This is a genomic window from Chitinophaga deserti (assembly GCF_003149455.1).
In the GTDB taxonomy this organism is placed as follows: domain Bacteria; phylum Bacteroidota; class Bacteroidia; order Chitinophagales; family Chitinophagaceae; genus Chitinophaga; species Chitinophaga deserti.
Genome location: NZ_QFFK01000005.1, coordinates 192,633 through 210,050 on the forward strand (window position 1 = coordinate 192,633; position 17,418 = coordinate 210,050).

At 51.1% G+C, this 17,418-nt stretch carries 15 protein-coding genes; 9 read left to right on the top strand and 6 right to left on the bottom strand.

What is annotated here, in order from left to right; all coding sequences use genetic code 11:
• Positions 1-18: 18 nt before the first annotated feature.
• The 3 genes from DEV76_RS13165 to DEV76_RS13175 all read right to left on the bottom strand — a co-directional run bounded on the left by DEV76_RS13165 (position 19) and on the right by DEV76_RS13175 (position 2,917).
• Positions 19-690: a response regulator transcription factor gene (locus tag DEV76_RS13165; RefSeq protein WP_109698376.1), complete on the bottom strand. Its 672-nt coding sequence runs from the start codon at positions 688-690 to the stop codon at positions 19-21.
• Between the two features lie 23 nt (positions 691-713).
• Positions 714-1,607: a PhzF family phenazine biosynthesis protein gene (locus tag DEV76_RS13170; RefSeq protein WP_109698377.1), complete on the bottom strand. Its 894-nt coding sequence runs from the start codon at positions 1,605-1,607 to the stop codon at positions 714-716.
• 80 nt (positions 1,608-1,687) lie between these two features.
• Complete coding sequence (locus DEV76_RS13175; protein WP_109698638.1) at positions 1,688-2,917, bottom strand: ROK family transcriptional regulator; 1,230 nt, start codon at positions 2,915-2,917, stop codon at positions 1,688-1,690.
• A gap of 175 nt (positions 2,918-3,092) precedes the next feature.
• Between DEV76_RS13175 and DEV76_RS13180 the strand changes: the two genes are divergently transcribed.
• The 3 genes from DEV76_RS13180 to DEV76_RS13190 are packed head-to-tail and all read left to right on the top strand — an operon-like array spanning position 3,093 to position 6,538.
• A complete protein-coding gene (locus tag DEV76_RS13180) occupies positions 3,093-4,952 on the top strand; it encodes an FAD-dependent oxidoreductase (protein WP_109698378.1) in 1,860 nt (619 codons plus the stop codon).
• Between the two features lie 15 nt (positions 4,953-4,967).
• A complete protein-coding gene (locus DEV76_RS13185; protein ID WP_109698639.1) occupies positions 4,968-5,636 on the top strand; it encodes a GDSL-type esterase/lipase family protein in 669 nt (222 codons plus the stop codon).
• Positions 5,637-5,674: 38 nt separating this feature from the next.
• Positions 5,675-6,538 carry an alpha/beta hydrolase gene (locus DEV76_RS13190; protein WP_109698379.1) on the top strand — a complete coding sequence of 288 codons (864 nt, stop codon included), beginning with the start codon at positions 5,675-5,677 and terminating at the stop codon, positions 6,536-6,538.
• Positions 6,539-6,611: 73 nt separating this feature from the next.
• Here the strand turns inward: DEV76_RS13190 and DEV76_RS13195 are convergent, their stop codons facing one another.
• Positions 6,612-8,522, bottom strand: a complete 1,911-nt coding sequence (locus DEV76_RS13195) for a tetratricopeptide repeat-containing sensor histidine kinase (protein WP_109698380.1) — start codon at positions 8,520-8,522, stop codon at positions 6,612-6,614.
• A 132-nt stretch (positions 8,523-8,654) separates the two neighbouring features.
• On the opposite strand from DEV76_RS13195, the gene DEV76_RS13200 reads away from it, so the two are divergent.
• The gene (locus DEV76_RS13200; RefSeq protein ID WP_109698381.1) at positions 8,655-9,122 is read left to right on the top strand and encodes a lipocalin-like domain-containing protein; all 468 of its coding nucleotides are present in this window, start codon (positions 8,655-8,657) and stop codon (positions 9,120-9,122) included.
• Here DEV76_RS13200 and DEV76_RS13205 read toward each other — a convergent pair whose 3' ends face one another.
• Positions 9,123-9,812, bottom strand: coding sequence for a LytR/AlgR family response regulator transcription factor (locus tag DEV76_RS13205; RefSeq protein WP_109698382.1), 690 nt, complete (start codon positions 9,810-9,812; stop codon positions 9,123-9,125). It abuts the gene before it with no gap.
• Positions 9,781-10,815, bottom strand: coding sequence for a sensor histidine kinase (locus DEV76_RS13210; protein ID WP_109698383.1), 1,035 nt, complete (start codon positions 10,813-10,815; stop codon positions 9,781-9,783). The genes DEV76_RS13205 and DEV76_RS13210 overlap by 32 nt, the downstream gene beginning before the upstream one ends.
• A gap of 661 nt (positions 10,816-11,476) precedes the next feature.
• Between DEV76_RS13210 and DEV76_RS13215 the strand changes: the two genes are divergently transcribed.
• The 5 genes from DEV76_RS13215 to hisB all read left to right on the top strand — a co-directional run bounded on the left by DEV76_RS13215 (position 11,477) and on the right by hisB (position 17,241).
• Complete coding sequence (locus DEV76_RS13215; RefSeq protein ID WP_109698384.1) at positions 11,477-12,622, top strand: FAD-dependent monooxygenase; 1,146 nt, start codon at positions 11,477-11,479, stop codon at positions 12,620-12,622.
• A gap of 262 nt (positions 12,623-12,884) precedes the next feature.
• On the top strand, positions 12,885-13,739 hold the full coding sequence (gene hisG, locus DEV76_RS13220; RefSeq protein WP_198652056.1) for an ATP phosphoribosyltransferase: 855 nt from the start codon (positions 12,885-12,887) through the stop codon (positions 13,737-13,739).
• A 10-nt stretch (positions 13,740-13,749) separates the two neighbouring features.
• A complete protein-coding gene (hisD, locus tag DEV76_RS13225; RefSeq protein ID WP_109698386.1) occupies positions 13,750-15,051 on the top strand; it encodes a histidinol dehydrogenase in 1,302 nt (433 codons plus the stop codon).
• 6 nt (positions 15,052-15,057) lie between these two features.
• Positions 15,058-16,107 carry a histidinol-phosphate transaminase gene (gene hisC, locus DEV76_RS13230; protein ID WP_109698387.1) on the top strand — a complete coding sequence of 350 codons (1,050 nt, stop codon included), beginning with the start codon at positions 15,058-15,060 and terminating at the stop codon, positions 16,105-16,107.
• Complete coding sequence (gene hisB / locus DEV76_RS13235) at positions 16,108-17,241, top strand: bifunctional histidinol-phosphatase/imidazoleglycerol-phosphate dehydratase HisB (RefSeq protein ID WP_109698388.1); 1,134 nt, start codon at positions 16,108-16,110, stop codon at positions 17,239-17,241. It begins immediately after the preceding gene.
• The last annotated feature ends 177 nt before the right edge of the window (positions 17,242-17,418 follow it).

Genomic DNA, 17,418 nt, shown 5'->3' on the forward strand with positions numbered 1-17,418 from the left:
CCCGCTGCATGTACCCCCTTATATCAAATCGAAAGCCTGTGCAAATCGCGTGATGTCGTAGCTGGACTGTGCATTCAGTTTGTTTTTGATATTGCGCCGGTGTGTAGCCACCGTTTTTTCGGAGATATTCAGCTGTACAGCCATTTCTGCCGAGTTGCGGCCCAGGCCCATAAGCGTGAGTACTTCCCGCTCGCGGTGGGTAAGGCCGGCAAAGATGTGTTTGTTGGCACGGAGAAAGGTATTCTCATCGAGCAGGCGGTTTACTTTCGGGTTGATGTAATGCGCCTGTTCAACGGGTAATGCAAATGTGATGCAATGTGTAGGGGTGCCGGCTTCATCGCGGTAAAAGATGCGGGTGGCACCGAGGTACCATTGCCAGGGATCTTCAGGTGTAGCCCGCACCTGGTGGAAGAACGAAACGAAATCGCGTTCCTGGTTCTCCTGTATCAGCTGCATGATGCGCGGAACGTAATCGTCCATTTCCGCCGGGTTGAAGAACCGGTGAAAGTATTCGATACCCATTTCCTGTAATGCAGGCAGATTGGTCCGGAGGAGGCGCTGCCCCCATGGAGACATATATTCCACCGTTTGTGTGGGAATGTTGTGTATGATGATAACGGCCGGCAGGTCTTCACTGATCAGCTCGAGTTGTGCAATTTTGGTTGACAGGTCCATGGTAGGGATGCTCATGTGCCCGCAAGATACACAGAAAGCTAGACGTGTAAAATACCTTCCATTACAATGGTAGAAGCACCGCTGACCCAGATCCCCGCGCTGGTGACGCGGAACCGCAGTATGGATGGCTGCTGTAGTTTTACCCCCTGCAGGATGGCGTACTCCTTGTCTTTATGAATATATCCTTTCTGAAAAAGGTATCCGCCGAGGGGGCCTGCCGCTGAGCCCGTAGCTGCATCTTCAATGCCGCCGGGGTGGAAGAAGCGTGCCTGGGCTATCTGCGGGGTATCTTTATCCGTTAGGGCGAAGCAGTAACAGCCCTGGAAGCCGTAGCCTGTGGCGATATTCTGGAGTGCGCTGCCGGAAGGGCAGGCGCGGTTAAGGGCATCTATATTGCGGAGGGGCACCATGAGGTGGGCTACTTCCGTAGTAACAACAGTAGGCTGCCAGTCGAACAGCTTTACATCATCCGGCTCAAGCCGTAAAGCTGCGGCAATATCTTCGGCGGGTACGGTATTTCCACTCCGGGCAGGTTGCTGCAGCATACCGATGAAAGGGAGATCGTTGCTGTTGTTTTCGATATGCAGCTGAATGCGCTTGTCTTTCATGATAACAGAAGGCGCGCCTTCCTGTACGCGGAACACGTTCATGTCTTTCAAAACTGCGAGACATACTGCGCCCAGCAGGTTGTGGCCAGCACCGCTGATTTCGCGGCCCTGGCGGTTAAAGGAACGCACACGAAGGGCTTTGTCTTCTTTCGAATAGTGCATGAAAGAAGTTTCGACATACGCGAACTCACGGGAAATTTGCTGATAAAGGGAGGTTTCCAGCGGTTTGCCGGTTACCACTACAGGTAAGGGATTGCCTTTAAAACGTTCATTGGTAAAAACATCGAGAACATAATAGGGCATGGTGTTCTGTTCGGATTTCATAGCATTCTCACTAAATATTCTATCAAAAAGTTGGCCCTTAAATGTACAATGTTTTATGCATTGCGCAGCAAAAAATACCGTTATGCGAGCGATAATAACTTGTTGCGCACCAACAAACAAGCACCGATTACACCTGCTTTTTCACCAAGGCGGGAAAGTACCAGCTGGGTGTCGTTATTGACAAGACTGAGAGAGTATTTATTGATGGCCGATTTGATGGGCAGCCTGATGATATCGCCGGTAGTACTCATGCTGCCGCCGAGGATCACCAGCTCGGGATTGAAAAGATTGATGAGTACTGCTATGCCTTTACCCAGCTTTTCCCCAATCTCCGCCACCAGTTCAATGGCAAGCATATCATCGTTGTTAGCGGCTTGTATGATATCTTCCAGTGTTACCTGCTCGGGCTGTTTGTGTTTCCGCATCACCACTGTTGAGAACCCGCCACGCAGCTTCTCCTGGAAGTTCCGCACAAGTGCCTGCCCCGAAGCTTCCGTTTCAAGACAACCTTTCTTACCGCAATGGCAGATCAGTTCATTATTGAAAAAAGGGATGTGCCCGAATTCACCTGCAAAGCCGGATTTGCCGTAGTAGAGCTGTCCGTTTATGAGGATGCCGAGGCCAATGCCATGGTCGAGGTTGATGAAGAGTACATTCTTTTCCTGGTTAACGGTGCCGCTGCTGAATTCTCCATAGGCCATAGCGCGGGAATCGTTTTCGAGGAAGGTGCGGATACCTACTCGGGATTCGATCACCCTGCTCAGGGGCTCTTCGTTGAAATGGAAAAAGCTGTAACTATAGCCGGTAGCGTAGTTGATACGGCCCGTGAGGTTTAAGCCCATACCCAGGATCTTTTCGCGGCTGATGGGCAGTTCGTCTATAAACTGCTGAATGATCCTGCAAAGCTCATCGAGCGATGCGGCGGTGTTCAGTAATTCATACGGTATCTTCTCGGTGCTCTTTACAAGGTTCTCCTTAAAGTCGAGCAGCCCGATGTTGATATGGAACTTCTTTACTTCCACCCCCACGAAAAAGCCTGCATCTGGCGCCATGCCGTAAATATTGGGCTTGCGGCCACCGGTACTGTCTATTTTGCCGTAATCGTTTACCAGTCCTTCCTGCAGCAGATCGTTCAGCAGGTGGGTGACCTTTGGGGTGGAGGCATTAATCTCCCGTGCCAGATCGGCTATCGTGGCATTGTTATACTGTGTGAAATAGGCGAGTATCTTCTTCTTCAGGCTCAGGTTTTTATACGCAACCCCGCCGAGGTTTTCACTGTTCAGCTCTTCAAAAAAAGTAGGTTGACCCATATATGCGTTTTGGGAGGATTCTTCTGTCCCGGTTGATGATATCAAGATACAAAGCTATTCTTTTTAAAAAAAAATAAAAATAGAGAAGAGATATAGGGCTATCTTATTCAAATAAATTAAAAAGGGGTTGCAGATGGATAAAATTTATTGTTATTTAGGCGGATACATTCACGTCATGATAAACTTATTGAAGAAAGCGGCCCGTATTGGCTGGCTGCTCCTCCTCCCTGCCTATCTCCTTGCACAGGAACAAACAGACCTCCTTATCGTAGGAGGAGGCGCCAGCGGCACCATGGCCGGTATACAGGCATCCCGGATGGGTACAAAGACATTAATAGTTGAGGAAACGTCCTGGCTCGGTGGCATGCTTACCAGCGCGGGTGTAGCAGCCATCGATGGAAACCATCGCATGCCTTCCGGTCTCTGGGGAGAATTCCGCCAAAAGCTGTATGATTATTACGGTGGAGCGGATAAAGTAGCTACAGGATGGGTGAGCAATACCCTCTTTGAACCGCACCGGGGCAATGCTATACTGAAGGAGATGGCCGCGGCGGAGAAGAATCTCCGGATTGTCTTTAACACGCAATTTATTTCTGTCCGTCGTAATGGTGACCGGTGGATGGTTACGGTGAAAGAAGGGAAGAAGTCCCGAGAGATCTCTGCCCGTCTTGTCATCGACGCTACCGAACTGGGTGATGTTATGGCGGCTGCCGGAGCTAAATATGATATCGGGATGGATAGCCGGAGTGAAACGGGAGAAGCACTTGCCCCTCCAGTGGCAAACGACATTATCCAGGACCTCACTTACGTGGTAGTCCTGAAAGATTATGGCAAAGGGGCGGATAAAACCATCGCCAGGCCTGCAGGATACGACCCGGAGCCTTTCCGCAAATGTTGTGATATCTCTGATCCTGCATCGTTCGATTCACCGCAGAGCAATTGCAATATGATGATGACATATGGCAAGCTGCCCAACAATAAATACATGATCAACTGGCCGAAGTACGGCAACGATTACTACCTCAATATCATTGAAAAAACACCTGCACAGCGTACCGAAGCCCTGAAAGCCGCGAAGCTTCATACCCTCCGCTTCGTGTACTACCTGCAAACGGAACTGGGATTAAAACATCTGGGCATTGCAGATGATGAGTTCCCCACGGCAGACAGGCTGCCTATGATCCCTTACCACCGCGAATCGCGCAGGGTAAAAGGCCTGTCGCAGTTAACGGCTAATCACGTAGCGAACCCCTACAGCCAGGCTCTTCCCTTATACAGAACGGGCGTAGCGGTAGGCGATTATACCATCGATCACCACCACGATAAGAATCCGGATGCCCCGAAGATCGACTTCGTGAAGATGCGGGTACCCTCGTATAATATCCCCCTCGGTGCATTGATCCCGCAAGGGGTGAATGGTATTATCGTGGCGGAGAAAAGCATCGGCGTTACCAATATCGTAAATGGCGCCACACGCCTGCAGCCTGTGGTAATGGGAATAGGCCAGGCGGCTGGTGCACTGGCGGCAGTATGCCTCCGTAGCGGGCAGGAGCCCCATGCAGTGGATGTACGTGCCGTACAGCAGGCTCTGCTGGACAGCCGTGCTTACATCATGCCTTATTGCGACGTTTCGCCCGATAACCGGCAGTTTGCTGCTATTCAGCGCATCGGGGCGGCAGGGGTACTGCGTGGCAGTGGGGTGCCTTTCCAATGGGCGAACCAGACCTGGTTTTATCCGGAAAGAGAGATTTCGGGGTACGAGCTGGTAGAAGGTCTGCGTCCTTACTTCCCTGTGCTGAACACCTGGTGGAGTGCTTCCGGCCAGCCACTTACCGTTACGGCTATACTGGAGATCTTTAAAGCTGCGGGTACTTCCGTTACATTGGAGATACTGTCAGATAACTGGCAGCAGCTGGGCCTCCCCGGAAAACCGGCTGGTAATACCGTTCTTAACAGGGGCGCAGCGGCAGTGCTGACCGATCATTACCTGCAGCCATTCCAGCGCACAATTGATTTCGGGGGGAATATTCAATAAATCTCAACCATGGTTATGCATACATTAAAACTGATTGCAGGGCTTAGTCTCCTGACCTCACTGGGCGCAAGTGCCCAGCAAATAGACAGTTCTTACGCCAACGATTACTATAAGGGCCGGATGGAACTCTTTGCAACTTTTCCGGAGCAGCGCGGTGCCATCGTTTTCCTCGGTAACAGTATTACAGAACGCGGGGCCTGGGCAGAGCTGCTGCCCGGTAAAAAGATCGTAAACCGTGGTATCGGGGGCGATAATACTTTTGGTGTGCTGGCGCGCCTCGATGGCATTATGGCCACGAAGCCTTCGAAGGTCTTCCTCCTGATTGGTATCAATGATCTTGGCCGGGGCCTCCCGGAATCAGTGATCCTTGCCAATTACCGCCGTATCCTCGAAAAACTGGCTACCACACTGCCTAAAACGAAAGTAATGGTGCAAAGCGTATTGCCCATGCATGAATCGAAGCTGCCTGCCTATCTGAAAAACAAAGCAGATAAAGTGAAGTCTCTGAACGCGGGTATTCAACTGCTGGCGAAGGAGTTTGGATACCCATATCTCAACCTGCACGAATGGGCGGCAGATGAACATGGGGAACTTAAATCCGGCTTCACTGGTGATGGTATCCATATTACACCGCCGGCATATGCTGCCTGGGTAAGCTGGCTGAAAGAAAAAAAACATCTGTAGATCCCGGAAGTAGCCGGGAGGTTGTTTATTTTTGAAGCATGAGGATATTTCTGATGCTGCTCCTTTGCAGTACGGCCCTAAGGGCCCAGGACCGCATCGATTATGCGGTGAAAGACCAGGACACCCTTTATATGCTGCATTATGCACCTGAAGGGCAGGGGAACGGTATAACGGTGATGCATGTACACGGTGGCGGTTTTTCCGGAGGCTCTCCGGCAGGGGATCAGGCTTTTGCCAAAGGTCTGCAGGCGAAAGGCTATAATGTATTCTCCATATCGTACCGCCTTTTCCTGAAAGGCAGCGATTTCGGATGCGGTACCGCCACACCGGTTAAGCTGAAAGCCATCTCCACCGCTGTGGAAGATGTGGCCGATGCCTCGCGGTACCTGATTGAGAAAGGTGCATCGCTGAAGGTAAACCCTTCCAAATTATACCTCTCCGGCAGCAGTGCCGGGGCCGAAGCTATCCTGCATCTGCTGTATAATCCCTTTGCCGCATCCGATAAAGCGCGGTACAGTTATTTTGCAGAGAAACAACGCTTTAAAGGTGCGCTCGTTTTTGCAGGGGGGCTTGTAGACATTAATCCTGTTACTACTACCAACTGGGTGCCCACGCTGTTTATGCATGGTACCACCGATGAACTGGTGCCCTATGGTACTGCAGCACACCGCTTCTGTAGTGCTGATCAGCCGGGCTGGATGATTATGTTCGGTGATAAAACGATATTCGAAAAGGGGAAGAGGATGGGGAAGCACGCTCTGCTCTACACGTATGTAGGCCGTGGGCATGAAGTGTCTGGCTACATGAACCGGGAAGTCCCTAAAATAGATCAGTTCCTCCAGAGCGTTAACAGTGGTAAACCCATGAAGGCACTGGAGATCATTGTTCCTAAAGGGAAATAATTACTTGTTACGATAAATGAAAAATCCGGATGCAGGAAGCATCCGGATTTTTTTATCCTTTATGTCAGGTGGTTCAGTTATTATCGGAGCCGCCGGGGGAATGCTCACGGGCAAATGGAGTGATGTCGAATTCCACATAGGCACTGGTACCTTTACCCGGACTGCTGTCCCATTCGATGATACCGCCCAGTGTTTTAACGCGGTTGCGTAAAGCGGTAAGCCCCATACCCGCCTGCGTGGTGTCGAATCCCTTCCCATCGTCTTCCACCGTAATATTCAGCACCATTTCCACCTGTGTGAGCTGCACCATGATCTGTGAGGCATCGGCATGCCGGATGGCGTTATGGATCAGTTCCTGGGCAAGGCGGTATACGGCCAGTTCGAAGTTGTGGCGGCAGCGGGAAATATTGCCCAGCACATGGCAATCGATGCGGATATTCCCATACCTGCCCAGGTTGCCGCAATACCTGCGCATGGATTCGCCCAGTCCGTATTGCTCAATCATTTCAGGCATGAGGTTATGGGCGGTTTTCCTGACCTCATGGGAGGCTTCGTCCAGCAGGTGCAATGCGTTGCCGAGTCCTTCGGATTCCGGGAGGCCGGGCACTGCCTGGTACACCATGCTGAGGTGCATTTTGATAGCTGCCAGCATACCGGCTATGCCATCATGGAGATCTCCCGCTATGCGGGATCGTTCTCTTTCTTCTCCGGCCATGGCTGCTTCCAGCAGTTTTACTTCATTCTTTTCTTCCTGTGTCCTGAATCTTTCCTGCTGCAGCCGCTGCCGTTGCCGGCTGATCCATACGGCAGCTATCAATGCAATCAGTACAATACCGCCAATAGCGGAAATGCCGATGAGCTGGTTGTTTTTTTGCTCTATGCGCAGTTTGCCTTCTGCCAGCGCCGCATCCTTCCGGGCGCTCTGGTGGCGTACTTCCATTTCATGGATGGTGCGGATGTGTTTGTCGCTCAGGATACTGTCGGATGCTTCGCGATATCGGAGGAGGTAACGATAGGCGTTGGGATAGTCGCCCGTTTTGGCATAATGCAACTGCATTTTATGGTACACATCCACACGACTTTCTGCAGAACCAATTTTCTCTGCTATAACCAGGGCATCCTCCAGCAGTTGCTTTGCTTCGGCGGGGTTGCCCATTGCCAGCTTAATACTGGAAACGATGCAGAGGATCTTCACTATTTCGAACTGGTTATTGAGCAGTCTGGCTTTATCGAGCGCAATATTGGCATAATACTGTGCGGAGTCGTGCATGGCAATGCGCGAATAGTGGTCTGAAAGATTTACGGTGGCAATTTCTATCAGGTAATCATCTTTCCGCAACCGGGCTATTTCCAATGCCCGCAGCTGCCGGATGAAATTCTCGGCAGGTTTCTTCAGTTCATGGTACACCGCCCCCTGGTTTACCAGGGCCTGCGCCAGGGTGGTAGAGTCCCCCGCTGCCAGCGATAGCTTCTCCGCCTCTTCATAGTCTTTCAACGCCAGCTGGTAATCCATCATGGATGAGTGTACCCTGCCTTTCCCGATATAGATGTTCCTTTTTTGGGGCTGCATATCATGCAGGTCGAAAAGGTCGAGGGCGCGCTGGTAATTGACGATGGCACTATCGTACATCGTCATATACTGGTACGTGTTGCCCGTACTGTTATAGCAGGCACAAACGGACCAGACGTCTCCGATCTTGCTGTAAAGCGGTACAGCTTCCGCGAAACACTGCAGGCTGCTGTCGTACTGCCCCATATCAGCATATACGAAGCCCCGGTAATGGAATGTTTTGGCCAGGCCACGGGTATACCCGGCAGTACGGCTGGCGGTGGCTATTTTACGGTAGGCGGCTATTGCGGCCTGCTGCTGGCCGTTTTCCAGTATCTCTGCTGTATCGAGCATCCGCTCTATGTAAACGGAATCCTGGCCATATGCTGCTACGGAAAGGAGCGACAGGAAGAAAAAAAGTTTGCGGAATATCATAAGTACCGGTATCGCATACAATATTAGTGATTCACAAAAATTGGGGTGTACGTGTTTTACGTAGATATAAAAATACGTTTTACTGCCGGGATCATGGTAGTGCCGGCGGATTAGTTTTGCAGAAAAAAGAAAATGAAAAAGATGTTGTTCACCCTGATGGGTATTGCAGTAATGGCTGCCGCGGTATCCTGCAAAAAGAAGAAAGATGAACCGGCAGCGCAGGTATCCAAAATGCTGATTGGCACTAAATGGAAAGTGTCTGCACAAACAGTGTCTCCAGCCATAGATCTGAATGGCGACGGACAGGCTGATACAGATGTATTTGCCCTACAGCCGGCCTGTTCGAAAGACGATTACCTGGTATTCAGCGAAGGAGGTGCATTCCAGTTCTATGAAGGAGCGGTAAAATGTACAGAGGAAAACCATACCGCCGGCACATGGGTACTGTTTAACAACGACAAATCTATCCGCATTACAGACGAAGACGGTACTTTCGAAGCGCAGATACTGAGCATCAGTTCGGGCACGCTCTCCTATAAATTCAACGAGGAGATTAACGGTCAAACCGTTACCATTACAGAAACCCGGGTGAAATTATAATCAGCGTTCTTTCAGCTTGTTGAGATTGATCTTGAATGTCTGGCCTACAGGCAGGCTCTCGTCGAGGATTACCACATGGCGGGGGCCCCATTCTTCCACTTTATCTGTGGCAATGATATAGGACTTATGAATACGCACGAAGCAACTGGCGGGAAGGAGTTTCTCCATTTCCGCCGTTGTTGCGTTTACGATCAGGCATTTGTTTTCCAGGTAAACCTTCACGTAGTTGCCCATACTTTGTACGTAGTAGATATCTGCGGGGTCTACCGTGGTTTGGGTGCTACCGGTTTTTAGCACCAGCGGCTCTACGGCAGGCTTTTCCACCGGAGCTTCCTGTTGCAGTATTTTGTTTACGGCTTTAAGGAAGCGGGGGAAGGAGATGGGTTTGAGGATATAATCCACCACATCATACTCATAGCTTTCCAGCGCAAATTCACTGTATGCGGTGGTTAGGATGATCTTGGGGCGGGTGGTGCCCAAAGTCTTGAGCAGATCGAGGCCGCTCAGTTCGGGCATATTGATGTCGAGGAACACTACATCCACTTTCTCACGATGGAGGAAGTTGGCGGTTTCCATGGCGTTGTAGCAATGGCCCACCACCTGCAGGGCTTGTACTTTTTCGATATGCGCTTCCAGTACGTAGTGGGCGCCGGGTTCGTCATCTACGATCAGGCAACGGAGTGTTTGCATGGCGGTCGAGCGTTAATTGCAATTCGGTATAATAAATATTGTTTTCTTCGTAAGATATCAGCGTGTGGCGCTTGGCGTATGCCAGGGCAAGCCGCTGGCGAACGTTGTTCAATCCCACGCCCGTCGAAGATACGGATTGTTTGTTGGACGGAACGGTATTCCGGATCTTCAGCAGCAGTGTTTCCCCCTTGATTTCCAGCTCTACTTTTATATACGAGGCCGACATGCTGGAGGGAGCGTATTTAAAAGCGTTTTCCACGAACGCGATAAGGATAAGCGGGGTGATGAGCAGGTCTTTTTCATGCCCTTTCTTCTTAAACGTTACCTGGCAGCGCTGCCTTACCCTTGCCCGCTCCAGGTGTACATAGTTGCGGATAAACTGCAGCTCATCTTCCAGCGGCACCAGTTGCTTACGCGAGCTTTGTAGCTGATAGCGCATCAGTTCTGATATGCTGAGGATGAGTTCCGGCGTTTTATTGGGATAGCGGAGGCTTACACCGTACAGGTTGTTAAGGGTGTTGAAGAAGAAGTGAGGGTCCAGCTGGCTCTGGAGGTATTGCAGCTCTTTTTCCTTCAGCAGGAGGGAGTTGCGCAGCTCCATTGTTTGCAGGGTAGCCCCGCGGTAGAGGAACCACATACCCACACCTATGAGGAGGCAGGCGGCACCAAATACAAGATCTCCCAGCCACAGCACGTTATTATCGGTCCTGAACACATACACCCGCAAGGTGTAGGTAACAGTGGTTACTATGGCCAGCCAGCCCACTACAGCCCAGATGTATTGCCAGTACTGGCTTTTATGGATAAGCAGTTTTAACACGAATTTGTTGTGCAAAACGCACATCACGTAGATGTATGCCAGTGATACACTCTGGTATACAAACAACCGCACATTGCTCAGTGGCTCGTACTGAAGGTTTACCAGCACGTTCACTGCCAGGAGCACGATGAGGAACAGCAGGTTCACTACAAGTCCGTTCTGGAAAAAATTTCTGAATGCCATACGGACGGCAATTTAAGACGAACCGGCCGTATTCCGCACCCGTTTTCTGATGTCCCGCATTCGTCATTTCCTGCATTTGGTTGATCACTCGGCACTTGCGGGGTTTCCGGTTTCGCTGCACCTTTGCACCGACCTCACCGCCATGTATACCTGACTATTAGTTTGTTAACTACATCTCAAACGGGCCGGCAGGGCTGCTGAAGAAGCAGTTGCGCCGGCCCTGTTTTTTCTCAAAGGCCTTCAGAAGCTGAGGTTTATCATGTTTTGGGAATCCCTGTATAAGGTTAGAAAGTTGGGGGAAGAAGATTGCATTCAGCAGTAGCTTACATGCTGTTACAAGTTAGAATGAAGCTAATATCCAGGTAAGATCCAGATAAGAACAAGGGTGTTTGACGGGTGGGGAACGAGTCTTCATGCACTCAACATGCACTCAACAAGCACTCAACAAGCACTTAACAAGCACTCTTGATGCACTCAACAAGCACTCCGGATGCACTTTTAATGCACTCACCACTATTCTAAAACCGGAACAAATAACCCAAAACGACCCAAATCGGAACATTTGGCCCCTTTTCCTTTTTGGAATGACCAGGCAGGCATACTTTTGAATCATATTTACAACAAGGCAGGTCTAACCTGCCCTAACTTAATCCCGCATTTCATGCAGCAGCAATTTACCATCATCGGAGGTGGCATAGCCGGGCTAACAGCAGCCATAGCTTTAAGGCAGAAGGGGATAGACCCGGTGATTTTTGAAGCAGCTCCCGAACTGAAGCCTGTAGGGGCGGGGTTAGGGCTGGCGGCCAATGCTATTCAGGCATTGGCAGTGCTTGGCATCGAAAAAGAGATCATAGCCAAAGGGCGTTTCCTCGAAGGCTTTTCATTCCGTACTGAAAAAGACACACTCCTTGCCCATACCGATACCACCGCCATCAGCCGGGGCTTCGGGCAGGACAATTTCGTTATTCACCGTGCCGATCTTCACGAAGCATTGCTTGCCTACCTTGACAGGTCCCGTATCCATACCGGGAAGGCCCTGGCTTCCGTGGAACTCCATGGCCGGTCATTACTCCTCCGGTTCCGGGACGGCAGCGAGCATCTCACGGATTACCTCATTGCTGCAGATGGTATTCATTCTGTTGTGCGGCAGCATGTACTGCCCGGGGTAACCCCGCAGTACGCAGGGTATACCTGCTGGCGTTGTGTGGTGCCCGATGGGCCTGCTGCTGCAGAGGAAGTGGAAGAAATACTGGGACCTGCGGGGCGTTTCGGGATTGTGCCCCTCAATGATGGTAAGGTGTACTGGTTTGCCTGTGTAAACGCCCCGGCCAGGGACCCGGAGATGAAAAACATGACCGTTGCGCAACTGAGGCGCATCTTTTCAGGCTATCCTGAGCGGGTGCAGGCATTATTGCAGGCCAGCGAGGGGCTCCCGCTCATCTGGGGCGATATTACAGACCTGCCTGTCTCTCACGAATACGTTCATGGGAATATTGTCCTGATCGGTGATGCTGCCCATGCCACCACGCCCAATATGGGGCAGGGAGCCTGCCAGGCTATTGAAGATGCCGTGATCCTGGCTGCGGAAATTGCCCGGCATACTGACCCCGGGATGGCCTTCCGGGTATTCGGGAAGCGGCGCCTCTCCCGTACCCGTATGGTGGTAAGGCGCTCCCGGATGATGGGGAATGTGGCACAATGGCGGCATCCGCTCCTCCGGGCATTGAGGAATACCCTGTTCAGGATGACGCCTGCGGCAGTCTTTAAACGGCAGCTGAAAACGTTATATAACGTAGATTTGTCCTGATATTAGATATTTTCTATCAAACAAGTATGTGAATGGTAATTTTTCAAAAAAATGGCGGAAAGGTTTGAAATCTGAAATTAGTTCCTACCTTTGCACACGACTTCAAATCACACATGAACATTACCGTACATACACATCATCACCATACTTGCCAGACCGGTAAGCAGGGGATGCTGTAAGTGTACTAACAACAGATATTCACCATAAAAGGCTTACCGTGTACCGGTAAGCCTTTTTTGTTTCACACAGGAATCGAATCATCATGAAACTGCGAATTGCCATTCAGAAATCAGGGCGCCTGCACGAAGACTCTATCAAACTGCTGAAAGAATGCGGGATAGACATCAACAACGGCGTAAACAAACTCAAGACAGAGGCCACTAATTTCCCGCTGGAAGTATTCTTCCTGCGCGACGACGATATTCCGCAGTACGTGGAAGACGGAGTGGCCGACCTGGGAATTGTGGGAGAGAACGTAGTGCTGGAGAAGAATTGTCCCTTGCAAACGGTAGAGAAGCTGGGCTTCGGCAAATGCCGGCTGGCTATGGCTGTACCAAAATCCATGGAGTACAATTCCATCCGCGACCTGCATGGCAAACGCATTGCTACCAGCTATCCGGTGATTGTAAACGATTTCCTGGGTAAAATGGGTATTGAAGCGGAGATCCACGAGATCAGCGGCTCCGTAGAGATCGCCCCCGGGATAGGACTGGCAGAAGCTATCTGTGACCTCGTAAGCAGCGGTTCCACCCTGTTCATGAACGGCCTTAAGGAAGTAGAAACCGTGCTCCGCTCCGAAGCCATCCTCGTAGCTAATAACAAGCTCACCGATGATCAGAAGGTGCTCCTCCGCAAACTGGTGTTCCGCATCCAGGCGGTGAAGAAAGCCAAAAACAATAAGTACGTATTGCTCAATGCCCCTAACGACAAGCTTTCCGAGATCATCGGGCTGCTGCCGGGCATGAAAAGCCCTACGGTTCTGCCGCTCGCAGAAGCCGGATGGAGCTCTGTTCACTCCGTACTGAATGAAAATGATTTCTGGGATATCATCGAAAGCCTGAAAGCCGCCGGTGCAGAAGGCATACTGGTAGTTCCCATCGAAAAAATGGTTATCTAAAAACACCGCCATGCAAATCATCCGATATCCCGAAAAAAATACCTGGAGCAGCCTTTTGCAGCGGCCTGTACTGGACAACTCACAGCTGGAAGCTACCGTATCTGCGGTGCTGAAAGATGTGAAGCAGTATGGTGATGAAGCCCTCCGCCGCTACACCCTCCAGTTCGATAAAGTACCCCTCACCAGCATCGCCGTACCTGCTGAAGCTTTTGAGCTGGCAGACAAGCTGCTGGGAGAAGACCTGAAATCTGCCATCCGCACCGCTGCTGCCAACATAGAAGCGTTTCACCGTGCACAGGTAGAGGATGTGACCGTGATAGAAACCATGCCCGGTGTACAATGCTGGCGCAAGCCGGTAGGTATCGAAAAGGTAGGGCTGTACATCCCCGGAGGCACTGCACCTTTGTTCTCCACCATCCTGATGCTGGCCATCCCGGCCCGGCTGGCAGGGTGCAGTGAGATCGTATTGTGCACGCCTCCCGGTAAAGACGGAGTAATCCACCCTGCAGTACTCTGGGCCGCAAGGTTCACCGGTATCAGCCAGGTGTTCTCCATCGGCGGGGTACAGGCCATCGGAGCCATGGCCTATGGCACGGAAACGGTTCCTAAAGTGTATAAGATATTCGGCCCCGGAAACCAGTATGTGACCTGTGCCAAACAACTCGTAAATGCCGCCGGTACTGCGATTGATATGCCTGCCGGGCCTTCAGAGGTAGCGGTATTTGCAGACGATTCCTGTGTGCCGGCCTTTGTGGCCGCGGATCTGCTTTCGCAGGCGGAGCATGGGGCAGACAGCCAGGTGCTGCTCGTCACTACTTCCGAAGCCGTAATTGCTTCCGTGGAAAAGGAAGTGGCTGCCCAGCTGGAGAAGCTCCCCCGCAGGGAGTTCGCCGCCAAAGCACTGGACAATAGCAAACTGGTTCTGGTACGCGACCGCGACGAAGCGATGGATATGCTTAACGACTATGCTCCCGAGCACCTTATCATGGCTTGTGAGAACGATGAAGCCCTTGCCACCAGGGTCGTTAACGCCGGTTCCGTGTTCCTGGGGAACTATTCCCCCGAAAGCGCGGGAGATTATGCCTCCGGTACCAATCACACCCTGCCCACCAATGGCTATGCTACGGCGTACAGCGGTGTGAGTGTAGACAGCTTCGTGAAAAAGATCACTTTCCAGCGCCTCACCCGCGAAGGCCTTCAAACCATCGCCCCGGCTATTGAAGCCATGGCGGAAGCAGAAGGGCTCGATGCACACAAACAGGCCGTTTCCATCCGCATCCGCTACATCCAAAACGATTCATCTTTCAAGTAATACGACATGTTCGATCTGAATTCACTTTTAAGAGACAATATTAAACGGCTCACTCCTTACTCCTCCGCCCGCGACGAGTATAAGGGAGAAGCGTCCGTTTACCTCGATGCCAACGAGAATAGTTTCGGCTCCCCGCTCCCGGTAAGCTACCACCGCTATCCCGATCCGCTGCAATGGAAGGTGAAATACCGCCTTGCGGATATTAAAGGGGTACCCCCGCAGAACATCTTCCTCGGTAATGGCAGTGACGAGGCCATCGATATCCTGTACCGTGCATTCTGCCGGCCGGGGATCGATAATGTGATTCTTTGTCCGCCTACCTACGGCATGTACGAAGTATCCGCCAATATCAACGATGCCATTATCCGCAAAGCCTCCCTCACGGAAGATTTTCAGCTGGATCTGGAAGCTATTGAAGCAGCTATTGATGAGAACACGAAGTTGATCTTCATCTGCTCTCCCAACAACCCTACGGCAAATGCTATTGATAAGGAATCAATAGAAATGGTGCTGAATAACTTCGATGGTATTGTGGTGGTGGATGAAGCATATATCAACTTCAGCAAACACAAATCCCTCATTCAGGAACTGACGGAGTATCCCAACCTCGTGATCCTGCAAACACTCTCCAAGGCCTGGGGCCTGGCAGCATTACGTATGGGTATGGCTTTCGCCAGTGAGGACATCATCAATATCTTCAACAAGATCAAGCCGCCGTATAACATTAACCAGGCCTCACAGGAGCTGGCGCTGGAAGCGCTGAATAATGTGGAGCAGGTGAATGCGTGGATCAAAGAAACTGTAGAAGAAAGAAACCGGCTGACGGGCGAACTGGAGAAACTGGCCATTGTAGAAAAAGTATATCCCAGTGATGCCAACTTCCTGCTCGTTAAAACGACAGATGCCAAAGGCATTTACGGCAGTCTGGTGGAGAAAGGCATCATTGTCCGCGACCGTTCCAAAGTAGAACTCTGCGCCGGATGCCTCCGCATTACCATTGGTACCCCGGACGAGAACGTTACCTTATTGCAGGCCCTTCAAAACATCACCCGTTAAATGAAACGTGTACTTTTTATAGACCGCGACGGCACCATGATCCTGGAACAGCCGCCAACCTATCAGATAGACAGCCTGGAGAAGGTGGTTTTTTATCCCAAGGTGTTCAAATACCTGGGAAAGATAGCCGCTGAGCTGGATTATGAACTGGTACTGGTATCTAACCAGGATGGGCTGGGCACCGGCAGCTTCCCCGAAGAAACCTTCCACCCCGCACATAATCATATCATCAACACCTTTGCCGGTGAAGGCATCGTATTCTCCCGTGAGCATATCGACAGAAGCTTTCCTGCTGATAACCTCCCCACCCGCAAACCCGGAATCGGGATGCTGAAGGAGTATTTCACGGAAGGCTACGATCTCGCTAATTCCTTTGTGATCGGCGACCGTATTACTGACGTGAAGCTGGCACAGAACCTGGGTGCCAAAGCCATCTGGCTGAAAATGGATGCCAGTCTGGGTGCTTCAGAAACCACCGGGGAGGAGGAACTGAAGGATGTGGTAGCACTGGAAACAACCGACTGGGCAAAGATCTATGAGTTTCTGAAGATCGGGCTCCGTACGGTAAGCCATACCCGTACCACTAAGGAAACCGATATCCGCATAGAACTGAACCTCGACGGTACGGGTAAAGCCGATATTCAGACGGGCCTTGGCTTTTTCGACCATATGCTGGACCAGATTGCCCGCCACGGGAGCATCGACCTGAAGATCCACGCCAAAGGCGACCTTCACATCGATGAGCACCACACCATTGAGGATACCGGTCTGGCACTGGGAGAGGCATTTGCCATGGCCCTTGCCGATAAGAAAGGTATGGAACGCTACGGCTTCTGCCTGCCGATGGACGATTGTCTTGCACAGGCGGCCATTGATTTCGGGGGGCGCAACTGGATTGTGTGGGATGCGGAGTTTAAACGGGAGAAGATAGGGGAGATGCCTACGGAGATGTTCTTCCACTTCTTCAAATCCTTCTCTGACGCGGCCCGTTGTAACCTGAATATCAAAGCGGAAGGTGATAACGAGCACCATAAGATCGAAGCGATCTTTAAGGTATTTGCCAAAGCAATTAAAATGGCGGTGAAAAGGAACCCTGATAATATGCAGCTTCCCAGCACCAAAGGGGTACTCTGATCATGACCAAAATAAAATTTGCATTTTTCGGGAAAACAATCCATCTTTGCCTTCATCATGCAAATGAACAACACATACAAACTTTGGTGGCACGCAATGGATATCTCCGCTGTGTAGCAGTGCCATGTTTGTATTACAAATACTTTAAAGAAGGCTCGCTGTACACAGCGGGCCTTC

What these genes read in the sequence shown, in the direction of transcription:
- DEV76_RS13165 (WP_109698376.1), bottom strand. Translation starts at nt 690, where the DNA reads ATGAGCATCCCTACCATGGACCTGTCAACCAAAATTGCACAACTCGAG.
- DEV76_RS13170 (WP_109698377.1), bottom strand. Translation starts at nt 1,607, where the DNA reads ATGAAATCCGAACAGAACACCATGCCCTATTATGTTCTCGATGTTTTT.
- DEV76_RS13175 (WP_109698638.1), bottom strand. Translation starts at nt 2,917, where the DNA reads ATGGGTCAACCTACTTTTTTTGAAGAGCTGAACAGTGAAAACCTCGGC.
- DEV76_RS13180 (WP_109698378.1), top strand. Translation starts at nt 3,093, where the DNA reads ATGATAAACTTATTGAAGAAAGCGGCCCGTATTGGCTGGCTGCTCCTC.
- DEV76_RS13185 (WP_109698639.1), top strand. Translation starts at nt 4,968, where the DNA reads ATGCATACATTAAAACTGATTGCAGGGCTTAGTCTCCTGACCTCACTG.
- DEV76_RS13190 (WP_109698379.1), top strand. Translation starts at nt 5,675, where the DNA reads ATGAGGATATTTCTGATGCTGCTCCTTTGCAGTACGGCCCTAAGGGCC.
- DEV76_RS13195 (WP_109698380.1), bottom strand. Translation starts at nt 8,522, where the DNA reads ATGATATTCCGCAAACTTTTTTTCTTCCTGTCGCTCCTTTCCGTAGCA.
- DEV76_RS13200 (WP_109698381.1), top strand. Translation starts at nt 8,655, where the DNA reads ATGAAAAAGATGTTGTTCACCCTGATGGGTATTGCAGTAATGGCTGCC.
- DEV76_RS13205 (WP_109698382.1), bottom strand. Translation starts at nt 9,812, where the DNA reads ATGCAAACACTCCGTTGCCTGATCGTAGATGACGAACCCGGCGCCCAC.
- DEV76_RS13210 (WP_109698383.1), bottom strand. Translation starts at nt 10,815, where the DNA reads ATGGCATTCAGAAATTTTTTCCAGAACGGACTTGTAGTGAACCTGCTG.
- DEV76_RS13215 (WP_109698384.1), top strand. Translation starts at nt 11,477, where the DNA reads ATGCAGCAGCAATTTACCATCATCGGAGGTGGCATAGCCGGGCTAACA.
- hisG (WP_198652056.1), top strand. Translation starts at nt 12,885, where the DNA reads ATGAAACTGCGAATTGCCATTCAGAAATCAGGGCGCCTGCACGAAGAC.
- hisD (WP_109698386.1), top strand. Translation starts at nt 13,750, where the DNA reads ATGCAAATCATCCGATATCCCGAAAAAAATACCTGGAGCAGCCTTTTG.
- hisC (WP_109698387.1), top strand. Translation starts at nt 15,058, where the DNA reads ATGTTCGATCTGAATTCACTTTTAAGAGACAATATTAAACGGCTCACT.
- hisB (WP_109698388.1), top strand. Translation starts at nt 16,108, where the DNA reads ATGAAACGTGTACTTTTTATAGACCGCGACGGCACCATGATCCTGGAA.